General features: G+C 61.0%; 18 protein-coding genes. 8 read left to right on the top strand and 10 right to left on the bottom strand.

All coding sequences use genetic code 11. The annotated features are described in order from the left end of the window. Positions 1–87: 87 nt before the first annotated feature. Both ACKFRX_RS11090 and ACKFRX_RS11085 read right to left on the bottom strand, forming a co-directional pair. Entirely contained in the window at positions 88–1,077 is a 990-nt protein-coding gene (locus tag ACKFRX_RS11090) for a GNAT family N-acetyltransferase (RefSeq protein ID WP_408927855.1), read from the bottom strand. After that, the gene (locus tag ACKFRX_RS11085) at positions 1,077–1,700 is read right to left on the bottom strand and encodes a peptide deformylase (RefSeq protein ID WP_269953909.1); all 624 of its coding nucleotides are present in this window, start codon (positions 1,698–1,700) and stop codon (positions 1,077–1,079) included. The genes ACKFRX_RS11090 and ACKFRX_RS11085 overlap by 1 nt, the downstream gene beginning before the upstream one ends. Here ACKFRX_RS11085 and ACKFRX_RS11080 point away from each other — a divergent pair. The 3 genes from ACKFRX_RS11080 to ACKFRX_RS11070 all read left to right on the top strand — a co-directional run bounded on the left by ACKFRX_RS11080 (position 1,699) and on the right by ACKFRX_RS11070 (position 4,128). Then, the gene (locus tag ACKFRX_RS11080; RefSeq protein WP_005325609.1) at positions 1,699–1,974 is read left to right on the top strand and encodes a DUF3263 domain-containing protein; all 276 of its coding nucleotides are present in this window, start codon (positions 1,699–1,701) and stop codon (positions 1,972–1,974) included. The genes ACKFRX_RS11085 and ACKFRX_RS11080 overlap by 2 nt on opposite strands. 23 nt (positions 1,975–1,997) lie before the next feature. After that, a complete protein-coding gene (locus tag ACKFRX_RS11075; RefSeq protein ID WP_408927854.1) occupies positions 1,998–2,810 on the top strand; it encodes a LytR C-terminal domain-containing protein in 813 nt (270 codons plus the stop codon). A gap of 181 nt (positions 2,811–2,991) precedes the next feature. Further along, positions 2,992–4,128 (top strand): glutamate--cysteine ligase, encoded by a 1,137-nt coding sequence (locus ACKFRX_RS11070; protein WP_408927853.1) that lies wholly within the window; start codon positions 2,992–2,994, stop codon positions 4,126–4,128. Positions 4,129–4,152: 24 nt separating this feature from the next. Here the strand turns inward: ACKFRX_RS11070 and ACKFRX_RS11065 are convergent, their stop codons facing one another. The 8 genes from ACKFRX_RS11065 to ACKFRX_RS11030 all read right to left on the bottom strand — a co-directional run bounded on the left by ACKFRX_RS11065 (position 4,153) and on the right by ACKFRX_RS11030 (position 13,841). Further along, on the bottom strand, positions 4,153–5,622 hold the full coding sequence (locus tag ACKFRX_RS11065; RefSeq protein ID WP_408927852.1) for a glycosyltransferase 87 family protein: 1,470 nt from the start codon (positions 5,620–5,622) through the stop codon (positions 4,153–4,155). A 15-nt stretch (positions 5,623–5,637) separates the two neighbouring features. Then, on the bottom strand, positions 5,638–6,018 hold the full coding sequence (locus ACKFRX_RS11060; protein WP_049360307.1) for a monovalent cation/H(+) antiporter subunit G: 381 nt from the start codon (positions 6,016–6,018) through the stop codon (positions 5,638–5,640). Continuing rightward, a complete protein-coding gene (locus ACKFRX_RS11055) occupies positions 6,015–6,290 on the bottom strand; it encodes a monovalent cation/H+ antiporter complex subunit F (protein ID WP_049360305.1) in 276 nt (91 codons plus the stop codon). Before ACKFRX_RS11055 ends, ACKFRX_RS11060 begins: the two co-directional genes overlap by 4 nt. Next, positions 6,290–6,817 (bottom strand): Na+/H+ antiporter subunit E, encoded by a 528-nt coding sequence (locus tag ACKFRX_RS11050; protein WP_408927851.1) that lies wholly within the window; start codon positions 6,815–6,817, stop codon positions 6,290–6,292. Before ACKFRX_RS11050 ends, ACKFRX_RS11055 begins: the two co-directional genes overlap by 1 nt. Continuing rightward, positions 6,810–8,636: a Na+/H+ antiporter subunit D gene (locus tag ACKFRX_RS11045; RefSeq protein WP_408927850.1), complete on the bottom strand. Its 1,827-nt coding sequence runs from the start codon at positions 8,634–8,636 to the stop codon at positions 6,810–6,812. The genes ACKFRX_RS11050 and ACKFRX_RS11045 overlap by 8 nt, the downstream gene beginning before the upstream one ends. Further along, positions 8,629–9,129, bottom strand: a complete 501-nt coding sequence (locus ACKFRX_RS11040; protein ID WP_408927849.1) for a Na(+)/H(+) antiporter subunit C — start codon at positions 9,127–9,129, stop codon at positions 8,629–8,631. Before ACKFRX_RS11040 ends, ACKFRX_RS11045 begins: the two co-directional genes overlap by 8 nt. Beyond that, complete coding sequence (locus ACKFRX_RS11035; RefSeq protein ID WP_408927848.1) at positions 9,130–12,111, bottom strand: Na+/H+ antiporter subunit A; 2,982 nt, start codon at positions 12,109–12,111, stop codon at positions 9,130–9,132. Positions 12,112–12,473: 362 nt separating this feature from the next. Beyond that, positions 12,474–13,841 carry a dipeptidase gene (locus ACKFRX_RS11030; protein ID WP_408919574.1) on the bottom strand — a complete coding sequence of 456 codons (1,368 nt, stop codon included), beginning with the start codon at positions 13,839–13,841 and terminating at the stop codon, positions 12,474–12,476. Positions 13,842–14,069: 228 nt separating this feature from the next. Between ACKFRX_RS11030 and ACKFRX_RS11025 the strand changes: the two genes are divergently transcribed. The 5 genes from ACKFRX_RS11025 to ppk2 all read left to right on the top strand — a co-directional run bounded on the left by ACKFRX_RS11025 (position 14,070) and on the right by ppk2 (position 20,022). Then, positions 14,070–16,040 carry an OPT family oligopeptide transporter gene (locus ACKFRX_RS11025; protein WP_408919575.1) on the top strand — a complete coding sequence of 657 codons (1,971 nt, stop codon included), beginning with the start codon at positions 14,070–14,072 and terminating at the stop codon, positions 16,038–16,040. A gap of 231 nt (positions 16,041–16,271) precedes the next feature. Beyond that, the gene (groL, locus tag ACKFRX_RS11020) at positions 16,272–17,918 is read left to right on the top strand and encodes a chaperonin GroEL (protein ID WP_408927847.1); all 1,647 of its coding nucleotides are present in this window, start codon (positions 16,272–16,274) and stop codon (positions 17,916–17,918) included. Between the two features lie 686 nt (positions 17,919–18,604). Further along, a complete protein-coding gene (locus tag ACKFRX_RS11015; RefSeq protein WP_005325635.1) occupies positions 18,605–18,787 on the top strand; it encodes a hypothetical protein in 183 nt (60 codons plus the stop codon). Between the two features lie 35 nt (positions 18,788–18,822). Further along, complete coding sequence (locus ACKFRX_RS11010) at positions 18,823–18,969, top strand: hypothetical protein (RefSeq protein WP_005325636.1); 147 nt, start codon at positions 18,823–18,825, stop codon at positions 18,967–18,969. A gap of 153 nt (positions 18,970–19,122) precedes the next feature. Further along, positions 19,123–20,022 (top strand): polyphosphate kinase 2, encoded by a 900-nt coding sequence (gene ppk2 / locus ACKFRX_RS11005; RefSeq protein WP_005325638.1) that lies wholly within the window; start codon positions 19,123–19,125, stop codon positions 20,020–20,022. Positions 20,023–20,212: the final 190 nt, after the last annotated feature.

Here is a 20,212-nt window from a genome sequence, read left to right as displayed (position 1 = left end):
TCGGGCAGTCCCATAAGGCTCACTACCCAGCCCACAAGGAGTCCCATAACGTTCACCGCCCAGACCGGAAGTCCGCAGCGCGGAGAGCTAGTCGCGCAGGCGGGCGTAGATGCGCCGGTGCTGCTCGATGAAGCCGAGCTTCTCAGCCAGTCGCACACCGGCGATATTCGAGGCCGGCACGGTGAGGTAGGCGTGCTCAGCGCCGTTGTCGTGGCCCCAGCGCAGCAGGTGCTGGAGTGTGAGCGTGCCGTATCCGCGGCGGCGGAAGTCCTCGGCCACCTCGATGGAAGAAAGGCCCAGCCACGTGGTGCCATCGCCGGATTCGCTCAGGGTGCCGCGGGCAATGGCGATGGTCTCGCCATCGAGGACCAGGCGGCCAAAGCCGAGCGTTCCCTCGATGTGAGCGCCAAGGCTCTGCAACGCGTTGGCAGGAAGGGCATCGGTGCGGGATTGATACATCGCCAGCCACTCGTCGTCGGGCTGGGCGGTGAGGTGGAAGGTGGGGGAGGTAGAGGGGGCGTCGGCAAGCGTGGGCAGATCCCTCAGGACCATTACGAGGTTCTCTGGCTCGGTCTCCCAAGCTGGGTCGGCGAGCAGGCGCTCGGCCGGCTTGCCAATGCGCTCCGGGACTAGCAGGCGCACCGGAAGGTTGTGGCGGGCGTAGAAGGCCTTAATCTCCTCCAGTGGCACTGGCGTAAAACCGGCCGAAGGCCCCACGGGCACGGCCGAGTTGGAGTGGCCGGAAACCCCGTCGCTCGCGCGCAACAGCCAGGAACCATCGCTGGTCCAGGCGTGGTCTGTGCCGGGGAAAGCCGCGGCCGCGGCAACCTCCACGGCGCGGATATCGGAGTTGCGGACCATGCGCGGAGAGAGGCGCTTGATGATCTTCAGCTGCTGCGGCGGGATCTCCACCGCCTCTAGGTCGGAAGGGTAGCCGCCGACCTCTTGTGGGCGAATGACCAGCGGATTGAGGCTCAGCACGTGCCCAATGACATCGCTATGCACATCGCCGAAGTCGCGCCGGGCCACCACGCGCTCGCCCACCTGGACGGCATCGGAGCGGAAAATGCGTGACATTAGTCGTCGTGGCCGAAGGGATCGGCGTCCTCACCCGGGACCCAGGAGTAGCCCGGCTCGGTCCAGCCGTGGCGCTTAATGGCCTTCTTGGCCTGGCGCTTATAGCGGCCGATGAGGGTATCGGTGTAGAGGAAGCCATCGAGATGGCCGGTCTCGTGCTGCAGGCAGCGGGCGAAAAAGCCATAACCCTCGATGGAGATGTCATTGCCGTTTTCGTCCTTGCCGGTCACGCGCGCCCAGTCGGCGCGGCCGGTGGGAAAGCCCTCGCCCGGCACGGAGAGGCAACCCTCGTCATCGGAGCCGTCATCGGCAGGCATGGTTTCTGGAATCTCGGAGGTCTCCAGCACGGGGTTAATGACGCAGCCCTTGCGCATGCCCGCCTCCTCGGACGGCAGCTCGGTGCCATTGGGGCCATCCGTATCGGGGCAGTGGTAGACAAAGAGGCGCTTGCCAATTCCTACCTGGTTTGCGGCCAGTCCTACGCCATTGGCGGCGTCCATGGTTTCATACATGTCCGCGATGAGCTGCTGCATTTCCGGGGTGGAAATCTCGGATTCTTCCACCGGTTGGGTGGGTTCATGAAGCACGGTCTCGCCGTGGATAACGATGGGGCGAATAGTCATGCCTTACAGTTTAGGCATGAACCCCTTGTCTGACCTAGACGCCGCCATTTTGGACTTCGAGGAAACTGCGCCGCGCAGCATCGGCCGCAAGGAAGAGGCCATCCGCGCGCAGCTGGACATCTCCCCGGTGCGCTACCACCAGCGCCTAAACCTGCTTCTCGACGCCCCCGCGGCCGCCCAATCCCATCCCCTCCTGGTTGCACGGCTGCGGCGCCTGCGCGAGGAGCGAGAAGACACGCGGCGCGCCGCGCGGGGAAATACCCCAGATAGTTAATTCTGAGTACTAGTGTTGCGTATGTGACTAATGTGAATCCGGAAAATTCGACCGACAAGGTATCCGACGAAACCCGCGCCGGCTCTGCTGCCGGCGCCTCCGCTTCCAGTGCTGCTAAGCAGCGCCCCGCTGGCGGCGGCGCGCACGCTAAAAAGGGCGGCCTTCCGCTGCGCGGCCTAGCGATGGTCCTCATCGCCGTGGCCGTCATGCTCGGACTCTGGGCTTTGTACTCCATGACCTCGGGCGACGATGACTCCACCGTTGCCTCCGAGAGCAAGCAGGAAAACTCCACCGGTTCCACCATCGGTGCCGCGCCCGAAGGCTCCGCTGGCCCCGACGCCGCAGGCTCCCGTGCCCCTGGCGCGCCAGGCGCTTCCGAGGGCGCGAGCGCCCCAGCCCCCGCACCGGTGCCAGGTGAGGGCGAACGCGACGGCGCAGGCGACCCGGCCGCTTCCGGCGCTGCCGATGAGCGAGCCGCGGCCGAAGGAGAAGCCGCCGCAGGCGAGGAAAACGCCCACTCCGCCGCGCGCGACCGCAACGATATTAAGGTCAGCGTCCTCAATAACTCCGGCGAGGTAGACAAGGCCAAGAAGGAAGCCGATTCCCTCAAGGGCGGCGGCTTCAAGGTTGGCTACGTGGGCAACCTGCCTGGCGATGTCCTCACCGTTCCAAAGACCACCGTCTTCTTCCCAGAAGGCGATGCCTCCGCTGAAGCACTGGCTAAGGAGGTCGCCGCCCGCTACCAGGCCGATATCGCTCCGATGAACCGCGACCTGCCTAAGGAAGCAACCGATGACGGTGCCGTCGTCGTCGCCCTGGCGGTACCGCAGGCCTAAGCAAGCCGCGCACCTAATTTAAAGTCCAAGGCCCTCCGGCCGAAGAGCAAGTACCATAGTTCTTCGGCCGAATGCCTTGGACTTTTTGTGATCTGAACTTTTCCGCGCCCGCCCGTCCACCGGCGCGAACAGGTTAAATAAAATTCACGTCTTAATACCTGTCACCCGTTAAGCTGAATGGGTGAAGATCCCGGCAGAACAATTCGCCCGCTCTCCCGAACCAACGCTCGGCGTGGAATGGGAGGTGGCGCTCGTGGACCGCGACACGCGCGACCTTGTCCCGCGCGGCGCAGAACTCATTGACCTCGCCACTGCAGCCCATCCCGAGATCCATCTGGAAAAGGAATTCCTCCAGAACACGGTGGAGCTGGTCACCGGCATCTGCCATACCGTGCCGGAAGCCATCGCTGACCTGAACACTTCCCTGAAAGCGGTGGAAGAAGCTGGCGATAAGCTGGGCGTAGACGTCTGGGCCTCTGGCGGCCACCCGTTTACGGACTTCCGCGAGAACCCGCTTTCGGATAAGCCCAGCTATCAAGAAATCATCGCGCGCACCCAGTACTGGGGCAAGCAGATGCTGCTATGGGGCACGCACGTGCACGTAGGCGTGAGCCACGAGGACCGCGTATGGCCCATCATCAATGCACTGATGACCAAGTACCCCCACCTGCTGGCCATTTCTGCGTGCTCGCCCGGGTGGGAGGGCCTCGATACCGGCTATGCCTCCAACCGCACCATGCTGTACCAACAGCTGCCCACCGCAGGCATGCCGTACCAATTCCGCGATTGGGCCGAGTGGCAGTCCTATATGCGCGACCAAGCCATTTCCGGCGTTATTAACCACACCGGTTCCATGCACTTCGATATTCGGCCGGCCTCCAAGTGGGGCACGGTGGAGGTGCGCGTCTCCGATGCGACGTCCAACCTGCGCGAGCTCTCCGCCATCGTGGCGCTCACTCATTGCTTAGTGGTCTACTACGACCGGCTTATCGACGCCGCGGAACCCCTCCCCATCCTGCAGCCCTGGCACGTAGCAGAAAATAAATGGCGCGGTGCCCGCTACGGCATGGATGCGCTGGTGATTACCTCCCGCGAGACCGATGAGGCTTGGGTCAAAGACGAGCTAGCGGAGATGGTGGACGAGCTTAGCCCCATCGCGCGCGAGCTGGGATGCGTCAACGAGCTCAAACTCATCCACGAAATTATCGATGGCGGTGCCGGCTATGAGCGGCAGCGCCGCCTCTTCAAAGAGACCGGCAGCTGGCGCGAGGTGGTCGAGGAGACCTGCCGCGAGTTGCGCACCTTCCGCCCGCTCTAAAGCGGCGGGCAGGTTGGCCCGCGGCTAGTCCTCTGCGCGCGAGTGGCGCCCGTAGGCCGGGGTATCGGGGATATCGGTGATGTCCTGGGCCGCCGGGAACGCGCGCGTTTCCGGCCCTACCGTGGGCATTTCTGCCGTTTCATCGCTGACGGGTTGCGTTGCCCGTGAATATCCCTGGCCGCCACGGCTTGTAGCTGCGGTATTAAACGAGCGCGCCGGGCGTGCCCCGGCCTCCTCGCCAGCGGGCTGCGCAGGCAGGTGGTGGCGGCCCGGGCTGGGCGCTTCCTCTTCCGGCTGGGTGCCAGGGATAAAGCCCCACACCGCGTAGAAGGCGATAAAGAGGACACCGGCGCCGGTGAAGGCCAGCATGCCCCACGGCTGCAGATCCCAGTGGTTGAGCGAGCGGCTAGCCGCAGATAGCCACACGGGTGCGGAGATGAACGGCATGGTCACCGCACACATGGCGAGCACCGACACGAGGCCAGCGACCTGCGCGCCGAGGAAACCGTGCAGGCGCTTGCCCAGCCCCTGGTTGACGGCAACTAGCACGACGACGGCCAGCGGCACCGTCCACACCCAGTGGTGGTACCAGGAGAACGGGGAGACCAAGCAGGAGCTGATGCCGGCAAGCGCAAGTGCGGCGGAATTATTGCGGTGCTTCATCGCGGTGCGCAGCGCCAGGCAGGTCAAAATGAAGACCACGACCACGGCGGCGAGCCAGATCCAGCCGCCATCGATGCCCCATGCGCGGACCATCACCGAGCGAATCGACTGCGCGCCAGGGTTGGTGTGCTCGCCCACGCGGGAGGACTTAAAGATAGCGTCGGTCCAGAAATCGGCGGCATCCGGAATGGTCACGAAACCAATGGCCACGGTCACCGCGAAGGTAAGGATAGCGATGATCGCTTGCCACCAGCGCTTCTGGAAGAGCAAGACCAGACCCATATAGGCCGGGGTGAGCTTCATACCCGCGGCCAAACCGATACCGATGCCCGGCAAAGCGCGCTTGCGCGGGAGGATGTCCAAGGCCACCAGCAGCATCAAAAAGATGTTGATCTGGCCAAAGAATAAGGTGCCGTGCACCGGCTCATTCGCCGGGGTGCAGCACAGCAGCAAGATGCCCAGCAGCCACATTGCCGGGGAGAGCTTGAGGCCGCGCTCGCGCAGGACCAGCATAATAACCGTGAACAAGGCGAGGGCGGTGCCGCCCTGCCAGAGGAGGATTAAGGGGGCGTCGTCAAGCTTAGAAAGCCACGTGAAAAGGGTGCCGGAGAAGGGCGGATAGGTAAAAGGCAGGTCGCCGATATAGGCGTTATCGTAGAGGTCCGCGCCTTGGGCCACCTCGCCGCCGGCGAGCCAATAAATTTTCAGATCCAGGGGAACGCGCCACACAAAGGCGCTATTGCCGTCGAAGATGCTGAAGCGGTAGACGATGACGCCGATAAGAGCGGCGAGCAAAGTCACCATAGTGGGAAGCCCATAAAGCTTTTTCACGGTGAAAAGCGTCTCCTACTTGCGGCGCAGCGACTTCGCGGCGGGTCGGTCGTTGCGGGACATGGTTTCCTCGGTGCCGTACAGACCCTCACGGCGTGCAATACGCGAGGTGCGCTGCGCGGTTACCGGGCTAGTGAACATGGCAAACAGTACCAGCAAAACGAGCATTCCTAAATCCCCCCGCTCGGCAACGCTGAAGGATTCCGCGCCGGTGATGCGGATGATGGCACCAAGGATCGTCAGGATAAGGCCGGTGGTTTGCGGCTTGCTTACCGCGTGCACACGAGACATGGTGTCCTTGAAGCGGGCGATGCCGATAGCCGCCGCCAAGGTGAGGACGCTGCCGCCGATTATCAGGATGAGCGAGAGCACATCTGCGATGAAAGACCAGCTCATTGATTATCCCTCTTCCTAAACCTAGTGACAGATACGGTGGAAATGAAGCCCAAGAGCGCGATCACCAGCATGGCTGAGACCACGGTCGTGTTGAGCGACCAGCACATGTAGGTGGCCAGCGCGCATTGGAACATCGCGGTAAAGCCATCCATGCCCACCAAGCGGTCCAGCGAATTGGGGCCGGTGACAATGCGCCAGACGGTGATGAGGAAGGAGACCACCAGTAGAGCGGCGGCCACCAGCAAAATCGCGTTATAGATCTGCGGATCCATTACGGGTGGCTCCTTTCAAAGATGTCGATGAATGAGGCTTCGAGTTGGGCCACGGCACCGATTTCGCGCTGAATCTGGGCCTCATCGCGGGCGTCCAGGATATGGACGGTAATCATGCGGTTTGCAATGTCGATATCGGTCACCGTGCCGCCTGGCTGCAGGTTATACAGCGTTACGGCCAGGGAGAGTACGAACTCATTATCCAAGCGCATGGGCAGCTCCAAGATGGCGGTCTTGGGCACCGGCTGCGGGCGCACGGCCAGCCAGCCCACCTTGAGCGAGGCGTAGAACAGCTCCCAGAACCAGCGGATCATGAACGCAACGAGCTTGCCCCAAGAGACCTCGATGCCGGTGATAGGCATGGCCGGCAGCGGCAGGGCAAAGACAATGACGAAGCCAATGATAAGCCCGGCTACCAGGTTGCCCACGGTAACCTCGCCCATGAGCATGCACCACATGACTACCAGCCAGACGATGAACCACGGGCGGAAGCGGTGGCGCAGGCCGGAAAAGCGCGTGTTAGTCATCGCTAATATCCTTCCTCTTGGCGGCGTCCGGGGACTTTACATCCGTGGAATGCGAATCGCGGCCGCCGGCTTCTGGGTCGGTGCGGGCATCTAAGCCCGGTGAGGCCGGAGGCTCCGCCTCGGGGGAGGGGTTGCGGCGATTTTCATAGGAGTCCGCGCCGCCGGTGTAGCGCTCCTTCTGGTTGAGGTGGCGGGTGGGATCATCCGCGCGGTCGCCCAGCACCGCGTACTGGTAGATGGACGTATCTTGTGCGGATTCGGCAGCGCGGGTAGTCACGCCGGACATTGGGCCGGCCAGGAAGGTAATGGACGTAGACGCGGCCACCAGCAGGGTAGTAGACGCAATCATGCCAAAGGGCACGCGGCCCACATCCTGGCGGGAGGAAAATTCCACCTCATCGGTGATATCGGAAAGCGGGGCGGGGCGCGCGAGCGCCATGTTGCCTTCCGGGGCATCGGCGCGGTCGCGCTGGAAGCCCTTGGCCCACACCAGCATCATGACGTAGAGGGTCAGCAGCGAGGTAACCACCGCACCGACGATGAGCACCCATGCCATCCAGGAACCTTCATTAGCACCGGCCTGCAGCAAGATGACCTTGCCCAAGAATCCGGAGAACGGTGGGATGCCACCCAGGTTAATGGCCGGGATGAAATACAAGATTCCGATCAACGGGGCCGAGTACATTAGCGAACCCAAGCGGCGTAGCGACGAGGTGCCAGCCTGGCGCTCGACCAGTCCGACCACGAGGAATAGGGCAGTCTGGACCAAAATGTGGTGCACAGCGTAGAAGATGGCGCCAGACAGACCCTGTGCGGTTCCGAGGGAGACGCCGAAAATCATGTAGCCAATGTGGCTAACCAGGGTAAAGGATAAAAGGCGCTTAATATCGGACTGCGCGATCGCGCCTAGGATGCCCACCAGCATCGTGGCGAGGGCGACCCACATAAGCACGGTATCGAGCCCACCTGCGGTGAAGACGGTGGTGCGGGCGCGGATGATGGCATAGACACCGACCTTGGTCAGCAGGCCGGCGAATACGGCCGTAACTAGTGACGGCGCCGTGGGATACGAGTCCGGCAGCCAAGCGTCCAGCGGAACCACGGCCGCTTTAATACCGAAGGCGACGAGGAGCGTGGCAAAGATGGCGGTGCGAGTTCCCTCCGGGATGTCCTGCATGCGCTGGCCAATCTGGGCCATGTTCATCGTGCCCACGGAGGAATACACAAAGCCCAACGCGAGCAAGAAAATCATGGATGAGGCCATGGACACCATCACGTAACCCACACCGGCGCGCACGCGACCGGCCGAGGCACCTAGGGTCAACAGCACATAGGACGCCACGAGGAAGACCTCGAAGCCCACGTAGAGGTTGAAGAGGTCGCCGGCCAAAAAGGAGATATTAACGCCCATGGTCAGCAGCATGTAGGTGGGCAGGAAGACGGCCACCGGGTCGTCCTTGGTGCCATCGCGCACGCCCTGGGAAATGGCATACCAAATGACAGAAAACAGCACCACGGAGGACGTAAAGAGCATCACCGCAGACAGACGATCCGCCACAAGCGTGATGCCCACTGGGGCGTCCCAGCCACCTACCTGCAGCGTTTGGATGCCCTCAAAATCCGCAATGAGGATGAGGATGGCATTAACCACCGCGGTGATGAGCAGCGAGAAAAACACGATCTGGCGCTGCGCATTGGGAATGCGGCAAAAGATCAAGGCGAGGGCCGCGGCCACTGCGGGGATGATAATCGGCAGCGGAATGAGGTAGCCGATGTAGGGAAAGAGGACATCGACAAGCGGCTGTACGGTCTCACTCATCGCGGGCCCCCTTGACTGGTTGCTCGAAGGATGCAGGGCCGAAGTCATCGCCTCGCTTGGTGGCGCGGCCCGTGGTCGGATCATTGGATGCATCGTGGTCCGGGCTGGCGGCCGCATTGCCCGGGCGCGCAGCCTTAGCCGCAATCGCGGTATCCTCCGCGTCATCTTCAATGACATCGTCCGTGCGGTAGCGGTACTGACGGTAGGCCAAGGTAAGGATGAAGGCCGTGAGCGCCATGGAGATCACGATGGCGGTAAGAATCATCGCCTGCGCCAGTGGATCCGCAATCTCGGCGCCGTAAGGCTCCGACTCGCGGCCGTCGATAGGCGGGGAACCGGCCGAACCACCGGACTGCAGCAAGAAGAGGTTGGCTCCATTGCCCAATAGCAACAAGCCCAACATCATCTTGGTCATCGTGCGGTCGAGCAGCAGGTAGACGCCGGCCGCAACGAGCACGCCTGCGGCCAGGAGGAGGAAGAGGTTGGCTTCCATTTATTTCTCCTTTCCTGTTGTCGCGGCTGTGCTTGCTGTGGCGGCTTGTTTCTTTTCCTTGCGTTGGGCCCTTTGCGCCTTTTGCTTGGCGGTGCGTTGGCGTTGCTGCCGGGCCAGTGAGCGGGCGCGATCGCGGGCGCGCTGCTTACGCATATCCTCTTCCTCATCCAACTTGGCGCCCAAGGAATTCAGGATGTAGAGCGTTAGCCCCACCACGATGAGGTAGACGCCCGCGTCAAAGACTAACGCCGATGGCAGTGAAACCTTGCCGATGAGCGGAATCTCCGGCGAGGTGTACCCGCTGGTAAGCGGCGGGTGCCCAAAGAACATCGGGGTCACCGTGGCCAGTGCGGACAGCAAGAGACCGGTGCCCATGGTGCGTCCGGCATCAATAGGCAGGGTCTCTTCCAACTCCGCGCGCCCGCCGGCCAGGTAGCGCAGGATGAGCGCCAGCGCGGCGACGAGGCCGCCGGCAAAGCCGCCACCCGGGGCATTGTGGCCGGCGAAGAAGAAGTAGAAGGACAGCGCGACCATGGACGGGAAGAGCACGCGGGTGGAGACATCGATCATCAACGAGCGGTTGAGTGCCTGCTCTGATTCCACCCCGGCCGCCAGCCAGCGCCGGCCGGTAACCCGCAGGGTGGGGCGGCGGCTTTCGCGTCCGAAGGATTGGGTGCGATAAATCAGCGAGACCACGCCCAGTGCAGCAATGATGATGACCGTGATTTCGCCAAAGGTATCCCACGCGCGCAGGTCCACCAGCAAGACGTTGACGGTATTGGCGCCGTGTCCAATCTCCTTGGCCAGATCCGGCATGAACTCGGAGATGGGTTTGGACTGGCGAGCGTTGATGGCAAACATCGCTACTACGGTGACCGTCAGGCCCGTGCCCACCGATAACCAGGCGCGCAGGCGGCCCATCTTGGGATCTTGCTTCCACTCGGCAGAGGCGGGCATGCGGCGCAGGACCAGCATGAAGATAACCATTACGATGGTCTCCGTCAGCAGCTGGGTCAGCGCAAGATCTGGTGCACCGTGGAGCGCAAAAATAAAGGCGAGCGTATAACCGGTCACGCCCACGATGATGACGGCGGACAGACGGTTATCGGTGACCGTGGCGGCTACGGCGGCCACCATGATGATGAAGGCGGCGACGATCTGCCAAGGATTTTCCGCCACAATCATGCGGATATCGGTGAGATCGCCCTTGATGATCATAGCCAGTGGCAGCAGCATCAATGTGGCAAAGATAACCGTCAAGTTCAGCTGCAGGGAGCCGCGCTGCGTGGTTGCCGTCGTGCGCAGTGAGAGCTGGCGTAAAAGAGCGATGACCGAATCATAGGCATCATCCGCATTGCCCAGTGCAGGGTAGGTGAATTGCCACTTGACTAGGACTTGGCGCTGCCAGTGCATGACAATACCGCCCACAATAATGAGCATGGAAAGGCCCAGCGCCACGCTAAAGCCATGCCACAGCGCCAACTCACTATGCTCCTTCGGGCCGAAGGTGGAGTTGAGGTGCTGGTCAAAGGCCGCCGAGAGCGGCTTGGGGAATACACCCAGCACCACGGTTAGGGCGGTGAGTAGGGCAGGGGAGAGCCACAGCCCCATGGTGACGGGATGCATCTTGGCGACGGCCTCTGCTGGCTCCGTGCCATTAACCTCCGGCTTGGTAGCAAAGGCACCCCACAAGAAGCGCAGGGTATAGGCCATGGTGAGGATAGAGCCGAGGACATAGGCCACGAGCATCATATTGCGCGGCATGCCGGCCAGTAGTTCCTCGTGCATGGTGGCTTCCAGCACGGCCTCCTTGGCCACGAAGCCAAAGAGCGGTGGGACGCCAGCCATGGACAGACCAGAGATGATCGCAATCCCGAAGAGGAAGGGCTCCCTGCGCCCCAGGCCGGATAGCTTGGTGATATCCCTCGTGCCCGAGCAGTGGTCGATGGCGCCCACGACCATAAAGAGCGCCGCCTTAAAGAGCGAGTGCGCAAAGGTCAGCGCGAGCGCGGCTTGCATGGCCTCGCGCGAACCCACAGCTGCGATGGAGGTAATAAAGCCCAACTGAGAGACGGTGCCATAGGCCAGCACCAGCTTCAGGTCGCGCTGCTTGAGCGCCATCCAGCCACCAAGCAGCATGGTAAATACGCCGAGAGAGATAACCACCACGTGCCAGGTGGCAACCTCATACATCGATGGCGCGAGGCGCGCGACTAGGTAGATGCCTGCCTTCACCATCGCGGCGGAGTGGAGATAGGCGGAAACCGGCGTCGGCGCCGCCATCGCACCCGGCAACCAGAAGTGCGCCGGCGCGATCGCAGACTTCGTTAGCGCGCCCGCCAAGATGAGCACGATGGCGACCGTGACAAATGGCGTCTGGGCAAAGTGCTGATAGGCGGCGATATCGCTAAAGGTCCACGCGCCGGTCTGGCGTCCGAGCAGGATGATGCCCATGAGCATGGACAGCCCGCCCAGCGCGGTGACCATCAGTGCCTGCTGCGCGGCGCGGCGGGAAGAGGCACGCTCTGCGTAGTAGCTGACCAAGAGGTAGGACAGCATGGAGGTAATCTCCCAGAACACGTACATCAGCAGGAAATTATCCGCGGCCACCAGGCCAAACATGGCGGTGGCAAAGCCCACCATCTGCGCGGCGAACATGGCCAAGCGGCGCCGCGTGCCGTCAAAATAGCCCCAGCAATACACCAGGACAAGCGCACCCATGCCCAGGATGATGAGGCTAAATAGTGCGCCTAGCCCGTCCAAGCGGAGGTCAAAACTGAGGTTCGCGGACGGCATCCATTCCACGGTGCGTTCGACCGCGCCGCCGTCTGTGAAGGTGCCGCGCAGGAAATGCACGAGGGTCCACACGAAGCCTGCGCCGGGGACCAGTGCCAAAATTCCAAAAGCCGGGCGACCCATTCGCATGATGAGCAGCGGTGCGACCACGGAGGCGGCGATAAGAGCACCCAGAAGTACTAGCACGTTGGTTACTGCGCTCCTTATGGTTGTGTCACGTTCTTCTACCCCGCTGCCGCGAATACCACGAGCACACAGCTGACGAGAGGCGAGAACATTCACGAGCCGCGCGCCACTGAGTACGCCGCGGCGGCACAGTGCAAGCAACATGGCCGAGCGCGGGGCCAACTTTTGCCACTTTACCGGTTTTTCCACGGCTTTGAAAGGAATAATTTTATGCACTGTATTATATGCCGCTATTTCGGGCCGATTGAGGGCAGAAATAAACCCCGCATCCCATCGGTTCGGGACGCGGGGAGTTGGCGGCAAGCCGCTAAACCGAAGCGGCGGCAGCCGCGGTGGCCGCGGCGGCCGGGAGGGGTAAGCCGCTAGGCGTAGCGCTGCAAGAAGAGCGCTTCTGCGGCAGCGATGTTCTCGATCTCGGTGGGATCGACGGACTCATTGGCGGAGTGGATGGTGCATTTTGGCTCCTCCACACCGTAGAGAGCGATCTCCGCGTTGGGGTGAGCCTCTTGCAGCTCGGTGGTCAGCGGAATAGAACCGCCCATGCCCTGTGCGGCAGTATCCGTGCCGTATGCCTCGGTGAGGCACTCGCCCAGCAGGGCTGCAGCGGGTTTTTCCGGATCGGTGGAAAAGCCGGCATTGGCCTCGAGCACCTCGGCCTTAACGTGCGCGCCCCATGGGGTGTGGGCGCGGAGGTGCTCACAGACGGCGTCGGCAATCGCGGCGGCATCGGCACCGGCCGGAACGCGCAGGTTGAGCTGCGCGGAAGCGGTGGCGGGCACGGCGTTGACGGCCTCTGCCACCGGGGTGGAGGTAAAGCCGGTCACGGTAATGGCTGGGCGGGACCAGACCATATTGGCCACTGGGGTGGCACCGGCCGGGTCGTCCTCGCCCATGATCTTGGTGCCCTCCAGCAGCTGCGCATCGGCGCGGAAGGCCTCGGCTGGGTACTCCTGGCCGGACCACTCGGCGGTGGTATCTACGCCGTCGATAACGGTGCGGCCGTACTCATCGGAGAGGGAGTCGATGGCGCGCATCAGGGCCTTGGCGGCATCCGGTGCCGCGCCGCCAAACTGGCCGGAGTGCACGGCGGAGGCCAAGGTGTCGACCTGCACGCCAATCTGCGCGCCGCCGCGCAGGGACGTGGTCAAGGTGGGCTGGCCCACGGCGGCGTTGCCCGCATCGGCGATGAGGATGGCGTCGGCAGCAAAAAGCTCCGGACGATCCTTGATGAGCTGGGACAGGCCCTCGCCGCCGCGCTCCTCGGAGCCCTCGATGAGGTACTTCAGGTTCACCTTAGTGCCACCGTTATTGTCCACCGCGCGCAGGGCGGCTAGGTGCATGGCCACATTGCCCTTGCAGTCGGCGGCGCCGCGGCCGTACCAGCGGGTGGTGCCATCGGCGGCCTGGCGCTCGGTCAGGGTAAACGGATCGGATTCCCAAGCCTCGCGGTTGCCGGCCGGCACCACGTCATAGTGGGAGTACAGCAGTACCGTCTTGGCGCCTTCATCGCCCTTGCGCTCACCCAAGATGGCGGTGGAGCCATCGGCCGTGGTGATGGTTTCCACGCTCACTCCGGACTCTTCCAGTGCGGACTTAACCCACTGGCTTGCGCCCTTGGTCTGGTCCTCCAGGCCTTCTTCGTCGTGGACGGAGTTAAAGGCCACGAGCTCGCTGAGCTGGCGGAAAATGGTCTCGCGATCGTTGCGAATGCTTTCATTAAGTGCAGTCATGTTCTCTACGGTACCCGCCCGCCCCAAGCTATAGAGCAACCGGAATAGGAAAATGCTGGGGTGGTGAACTAAAATTTTTTCATTCCACCCTGTGCGGAGTCTGTCCGTTCGGGCCCTATTCCGGGAAGGAACCGGCGCCAAACAGACAGAAACGGACGTGGCAGGCCGCGGTTTGCTACGCAGGGTGAAACGAGAAACTTTCATAGCCGAGAATAGAAAGGACCTGGCATGGCGAACGCATCATCCGCCGCAGGTTCCAAGGCCTCCCTGCCCGAGCTGACGCTGCGCGGCATCATTATCGGTGGCCTGATTACCCTCATCTTCACCGCCGCCAACGTGTACTTAGGCCTGAAGGTGGGCCTGACCTTTGCTACCTCCATCCCGGCCGCCGTGATTTCCATGGCGGTGCTGCGCCGGTTCAAGGGCCACAACGTTAAAGAAAACAACATCGTGCAGACCATTGCCTCTGCCGCGGGCACCTTGTCCGCCATCATCTTTGTCCTCCCGGGCCTGGTCATGGTGGGGTACTGGCAGGGCTTTGGCTTCGTGCAGACGGCCGGCGTGTGCATCATCGGCGGCGTGCTGGGCGTGATGTATTCCATCCCGCTGCGCCGCGCTTTGGTCACCGGCTCCGATCTTCCCTACCCGGAGGGCGTGGCCGCGGCCGAGGTTCTCAAGGTGGGCGATGAGAATGCTTCCGGTACCAGCCACGAAGAAAATGCCAGGGGCCTGCGCATCATCGTCGCCGGCGGCATTACCTCGGCCGTCATGGCGCTGCTGACCGCAATGAAGGCCGCCGCCTCCGAGGTCACCGCCTATTTCAAGCTCGGCGCTGGCGCGACCACCCTGGGCACTAGCCTGTCCACCGCGCTTATCGGCGTCGGCCACTTGGTGGGCCTGCCGGTAGGCATTGCCATGCTGGTTGGCGTGGTGATTTCCTACTTCATTTTGCTGCCCATTTTCACCACCGGCGATATTTCGGGTGCCACCGCGCTTGCCGACGTCGTCGATACCACCTTCTCCGATGACATCCGCTTCATCGGCGTGGGCACCATGGCCATTGCCGCCATTTGGACCCTGCTGAAGATTGCCGCTCCCATTGCAGTGGGCATCCGCCAGTCCCTAGCCTCCTCGCGCGCCCGCAAGTCCGGCTCCGTCGTCGATGTTACCGAGCGCGATATTCCCTTCCCTTATGTCGCCACCACCATCGTGGCGTTCATGGTGCCTATCGCGTTGCTGTTGTGGGACTTTGTGCGCGGTACTGATATTCACGACCACATGGCCGTGCTCATTACCGTCTCCGTCCTCTTTACCCTGCTGGTGGGCCTAATTATCGCCTCCGTGTGCGGCTACATGGCCGGCCTGATTGGTGCGTCTAACTCGCCAATTTCCTCCATCGGCATCATCGCCGTGCTCGCTGCCTCGCTGCTCATTGCGGCCGTCACCCGCGGCACCACTGCGGATCCTTTGTCCTTGGTGGCCTACACGCTCTTCACCGCGGCCATCGTCTTTGGCATTGCCACCATTTCCAATGACAACCTGCAGGACCTCAAGACCGGTCAGCTCGTCGGCGCTACTCCGTGGAAGCAGCAGGTAGCGCTCATCATCGGCGTGGTTTTCGGCTCCCTCGTTATCCCGCCGATTCTGCAGGTCATGCTCAATGGCTTCGGCTTCCAAGGCATGGAAGGCGCCGGCGAAGACGCCTTGGCCGCCCCGCAGGCCGCCCTGATGTCCTCCGTTGCCTCCGGCATCTTCGATAGCTCGTTGGATTGGAACCTCATCTTCATCGGTATGGCCATTGGCGCTGTCCTTATTATTATTGACGAGCTCCTGCGCAAGTTTACCGATAAGTACTCGCTGTCCCCACTGGCCGCCGGCATGGGCATGTACCTACCGGCCGCCCTGACCATCGTCATCCCTATCGGTGCCATCTTGGGCACCTTCTACGACAAGTGGGCCGCGAAGCAATCCCACCCGGAGTTTGCCAAGCGTATGGGTACCCTCCTGGCCACCGGCCTCATCGTGGGTGAGTCCCTCTTTGGCGTGGTCAACGCCGGCATCATCGCCGCCGCGGGTGGCGAGAGCCCGTTGGAAATCTTTGAGGGTGGTGCCTCCACCACCGTGGTGGGCGTGGTCCTCTTTATTATCGCGCTAACGTTCATCTACCGCTGGACCAAGCGCACGGTGAAGAGCTCCTAGTTCCTGATCCATTCCTTATATAATGGCGTCCCTTCGCGGGGCGCCATTTTTTCTTGCAGTCGCGGTGGGAGAGTGCCAGAATGGTCGTTAGCACTCGCACAGTATGAGTGCTAGATAAATCTACATCGTTGTGGTTGAGGTTGGTTCACACTCACCAGCCATGCCGTCGCGGGCGTCCGCAGCGAGAAAGACGTGAGTGTCGTCCTCAATAAACCAAGGAGCACAAACACAATGGCAAAGATTATCGCTTTTGATGAAGAGGCCCGCCGCGGCCTTGAGCGCGGCCTAAACACGCTTGCCGACGCCGTCAAGGTCACCCTCGGCCCCAAGGGCCGCAACGTCGTCCTAGAAAAGTCCTGGGGCGCCCCGACCATTACCAACGACGGTGTTTCCATCGCTCGCGAAATCGAGCTCGAGGATGTCTACGAGAAGATCGGCGCCGAGCTGGTCAAGGAAGTTGCCAAGAAGACTGACGACGTCGCAGGCGACGGCACCACCACCGCAACCGTGCTGGCACAGGCTCTGGTACGCGAGGGTCTGCGCAACGTAGCCGCAGGTTCCAACCCCATGGGCATCAAGCGCGGCATCGAGACCGCAACCAAGAAGGTTGTAGACTCCCTGCTCTCCTCTGCTAAGGAAGTAGAAACCCAGGAGCAGATCGCTACCACCGCTGGTATCTCCGCTGCTGACCCGGCCATCGGCGAGAAGATCGCCGAGGCTATGTACACCGTGGGCAACGGCTCCGTAAACAAGGACTCCGTTATCACCGTGGAAGAGTCCAACACCTTCGGCGTTGACCTCGAGGTAACTGAGGGTCTGCGCTTTGATAAGGGCTACATCTCCGGCTACTTCGCTACCGATATGGAACGTCAGGAGGCAGTCCTGGAGGATCCGTACATCCTGCTGGTCTCCTCCAAGATCTCCAACATCAAGGACCTGGTTCCGCTGCTGGAGAAGGTCATGCAGTCCGGCAAGCCGCTGCTGATTATCGCTGAGGACGTTGAGGGCGAGGCCCTGTCTACCCTCGTTGTGAACAAGATCCGCGGCACCTTCAAGTCCGTTGCGGTTAAGGCACCGGGCTTCGGCGACCGCCGCAAGGCCACCCTGCAGGACATGGCCATCCTCACCGGCGGCCAGGTCATTTCCGAAGAGGTCGGCCTCTCCCTCGAGACCGCCGAGCTCGAGTACTTGGGCCAGGCACGCAAGGTTGTCGTCACCAAGGACGAGACCACCATCGTGCAGGGTGCTGGCTCCCAGGAGCAGATCGACGGCCGCATCAAGCAGATCCGTGCCGAGATCGAGAGCTCCGATTCCGACTACGACCGCGAGAAGCTGCAGGAGCGCCTGGCTAAGCTCTCCGGCGGCGTTGCTGTCCTCAAGGTCGGTGCCGCTACCGAGGTTGAGCTCAAGGAGCGCAAGCACCGCATCGAGGACGCAGTCCGCAACGCAAAGGCTGCCGTGGAAGAGGGCATCGTTGCCGGCGGTGGCGTAGCACTGCTGCAGGCCGCTTCCGTCTTGGACTCCCTGGATGACCTCAAGGGCGACGAGGCTACCGGCGTCAAGATCGTCCGCGAGGCCCTGTCTGCGCCGCTGAAGCAGATTGCACACAACGCTGGCCTGGAGCCGGGCGTTGTTGCTGACAAGGTTTCCTCCCTGCCGGCTGGCGAGGGTCTGAACGCTGCTACCGGTGAGTACGTCAACCTCATGGAGGCTGGCATCAATGACCCGGTTAAGGTCACCCGCTCCGCTCTGCAGAACGCTGCATCCATTGCAGCTCTGTTCCTGACCACCGAGGCTGTCGTTGCCGACAAGCCTGAGCCGGCTGGCGCCAACAACGGCATGCCGGACGCTGACGCTATGGGCGGCATGGGCTTCTAAGTCCAATCCCCGGTAGGTCTAGGAGACGGGCTCAGACAAGGCTCTTAGCGGCCTTCTAGTCCCTTTTGAGCGCCCCGCCTTTGTGCTTTAGAGCGCATGAGGCAGGGCGCTTCGGCGTGTCTACACCACTTTGCGTCGCCGATACGATATGAGTTCATCGCAATTTCTCGGGCCAATCGCTGAATCTGCTTGTCACTGTAGTTTTCTAATCGGTGCACATGTTCAATTCACAATGCCCGATTTATTGCTCAGGCAGGCTTACAGTTCAGCGCCACGGTACTTAACACGCGAACCATGCGCCCCACTGACCCCGTATAGGGGTAATTTTAACGGGGTGGATTAGAAAAATAATTTCGCTTGGAAAGGCTGGTTTACGGGCATAATTATCGTTCGCTACACCCCGAAGCGTTACAGTGTTAAATTTTATTTAACGCAATCAACTATTTAGCAAACGAAAATCGCAGTTCAGGGCGATTGTGCCGTGCGGTAAAAGTTTTCCAATACCCCCTATAGGATATAGCTCTTTTCTTATCAAATCGCCTAGATGTGAAGACACCTATGCAAAATTGACTTGCTTTAGATTGAACTTGTGCCAAAATATTTCTTGTGACGCCCACTGAGGGTGTCTGCAAACTGCAAACCCCTCCGCGGCAAATAGCTTCGGATCTATATGTAGGAGTTCAAACATGGATCTCTCCACCATCATCACCCACCTGGACAACTTCGTTACCACCTGGGAAGGCTGGGACAAGGTCATCAACAACACCGCTGAGGCTCTGGGCAACGCCCTCGGTTTCATCGGCTTCCTCGGTGACAACCCGTCCTCCTCCGACTTTGCTCCGGCAATGTCCGCCCTTTCTTCCAAGTAATAAATTCCCAATCCTAATTTTCAAGGAGAATTAAAATGTCTGATTTCCTGATGAGCTCTGCAAACTTCCTGGACACCGAGTGGGCTGCTCTGGTTTCCGATTTCAACTTCTACGGCTCCATCATGAAGCCGTTCATCGAGATCGCTAAGGGCGCTTCCGACCTGCTCGGCATGTTCGCATAAGAACATCCTTCAGTTCTGAGCTTTAACGCTCACTGAAGCAAGAAGGCCTACCGCTTCGGTAGGCCTTCTTTTTGTTTTGTTGGACATCTGGGGGCAGGGGTAACTACAGAAATTTAGCGCGCTAGATGTCTACATTCGGGTTACACTAAATGCATGGCTGATATTAAAGACGACGACCTTCCCGAGATCGACCTGGCAAAAACTGACGGCTACGTCGTCGATGGAACCGATGAGGATGATCCTTCGCTGATTATGCCGGATGGTTCCCCGGTTCAGACTTGGCGGGAAAATTACCCCTATGATGAGCGTATGACTCGCGATGAGTACGAGTCTGTGAAGCGTGCTCTGCAGATCGAGCTGCTGAAGTGGCAGAACTGGACCAAGGAGACTGGCCAGCGCCACATCATTATCTTTGAGGGTCGCGATGCGGCCGGCAAGGGTGGCACCATTAAGCGCTTTAACGAGCACCTGAACCCGCGTGGTGCTCGCACTGTGGCTCTGGAGAAGCCGTCGCCGCGTGAGTCCACCTCGTGGTACTTCCAGCGCTATATTGAACACTTCCCAGCCGGTGGCGAGATCGTCTTCTTCGACCGCTCTTGGTACAACCGCTCCGGTGTGGAGCGCGTTATGGGCTTTTGTACCGAAAGCCAGCACGCGGAGTTCCTCCGTGAGGTTCCGATGCTGGAGAATATGATTCTTGGCTCGGGTATCTCCCTGACCAAGTTGTGGTTCTCTGTTACCCGTAAGGAGCAGCGCACCCGCTTCGCTATCCGCCAGATCGACCCGGTACGTCAGTGGAAGCTGTCCCCGATGGATTTGGCTTCGCTGGATAAGTGGGATGACTACACTCGTGCGAAGGAAGAGCAGTTCCGCTACACGGATACGGAAGAGTCGCCGTGGATCACCATTAAGTCCAACGACAAGAAGCGTGCCCGCATTAACGCCATGCGCTATGTGCTGTCCAAGTTCGAGTACACGAACAAGGACCACGATCTGGTGGGCGAGGTCGATGAGAACATCGTCAAGCGTGGTCGCGACCAGATTGGTGACTAGGTTGAGCTAAATTAGCCGCACATAAGGCGGGAAACTCGGCAAGTCCGAGTTTCCCGCTTTTTGTTTTAGGGGTATCAAAAGGGGGTAAATGGGAAAGAATAGTTTCGCGGAAATTAGGGGATTTTAAAGGGCTATTTCCGTGCGGTTATGTTACGGAACCGTAGGTAACATTGTCGAAAATTATTTGTGG

Origin of the sequence: Corynebacterium tuberculostearicum (genome assembly GCF_046097465.1) — a bacterium.
Lineage (GTDB): Bacteria > Actinomycetota > Actinomycetes > Mycobacteriales > Mycobacteriaceae > Corynebacterium > Corynebacterium tuberculostearicum_I.
The sequence above is the reverse complement of the archived record's forward strand: the minus strand, read 5'-3'. Positions and strand labels throughout refer to the sequence as shown.

What these genes read in the sequence shown, in the direction of transcription:
- ACKFRX_RS11090 (WP_408927855.1), bottom strand. Translation starts at nt 1,077, where the DNA reads ATGTCACGCATTTTCCGCTCCGATGCCGTCCAGGTGGGCGAGCGCGTG.
- ACKFRX_RS11080 (WP_005325609.1), top strand. Translation starts at nt 1,699, where the DNA reads ATGCCTTACAGTTTAGGCATGAACCCCTTGTCTGACCTAGACGCCGCC.
- ACKFRX_RS11085 (WP_269953909.1), bottom strand. Translation starts at nt 1,700, where the DNA reads ATGACTATTCGCCCCATCGTTATCCACGGCGAGACCGTGCTTCATGAA.
- ACKFRX_RS11060 (WP_049360307.1), bottom strand. Translation starts at nt 6,018, where the DNA reads ATGAGCTGGTCTTTCATCGCAGATGTGCTCTCGCTCATCCTGATAATC.
- ACKFRX_RS11055 (WP_049360305.1), bottom strand. Translation starts at nt 6,290, where the DNA reads ATGGATCCGCAGATCTATAACGCGATTTTGCTGGTGGCCGCCGCTCTA.
- ACKFRX_RS11050 (WP_408927851.1), bottom strand. Translation starts at nt 6,817, where the DNA reads ATGACTAACACGCGCTTTTCCGGCCTGCGCCACCGCTTCCGCCCGTGG.
- ACKFRX_RS11045 (WP_408927850.1), bottom strand. Translation starts at nt 8,636, where the DNA reads ATGAGTGAGACCGTACAGCCGCTTGTCGATGTCCTCTTTCCCTACATC.
- ACKFRX_RS11040 (WP_408927849.1), bottom strand. Translation starts at nt 9,129, where the DNA reads ATGGAAGCCAACCTCTTCCTCCTCCTGGCCGCAGGCGTGCTCGTTGCG.
- ACKFRX_RS11030 (WP_408919574.1), bottom strand. Translation starts at nt 13,841, where the DNA reads ATGACTGCACTTAATGAAAGCATTCGCAACGATCGCGAGACCATTTTC.
- ACKFRX_RS11025 (WP_408919575.1), top strand. Translation starts at nt 14,070, where the DNA reads ATGGCGAACGCATCATCCGCCGCAGGTTCCAAGGCCTCCCTGCCCGAG.
- groL (WP_408927847.1), top strand. Translation starts at nt 16,272, where the DNA reads ATGGCAAAGATTATCGCTTTTGATGAAGAGGCCCGCCGCGGCCTTGAG.
- ACKFRX_RS11015 (WP_005325635.1), top strand. Translation starts at nt 18,605, where the DNA reads ATGGATCTCTCCACCATCATCACCCACCTGGACAACTTCGTTACCACC.
- ACKFRX_RS11010 (WP_005325636.1), top strand. Translation starts at nt 18,823, where the DNA reads ATGTCTGATTTCCTGATGAGCTCTGCAAACTTCCTGGACACCGAGTGG.
- ppk2 (WP_005325638.1), top strand. Translation starts at nt 19,123, where the DNA reads ATGGCTGATATTAAAGACGACGACCTTCCCGAGATCGACCTGGCAAAA.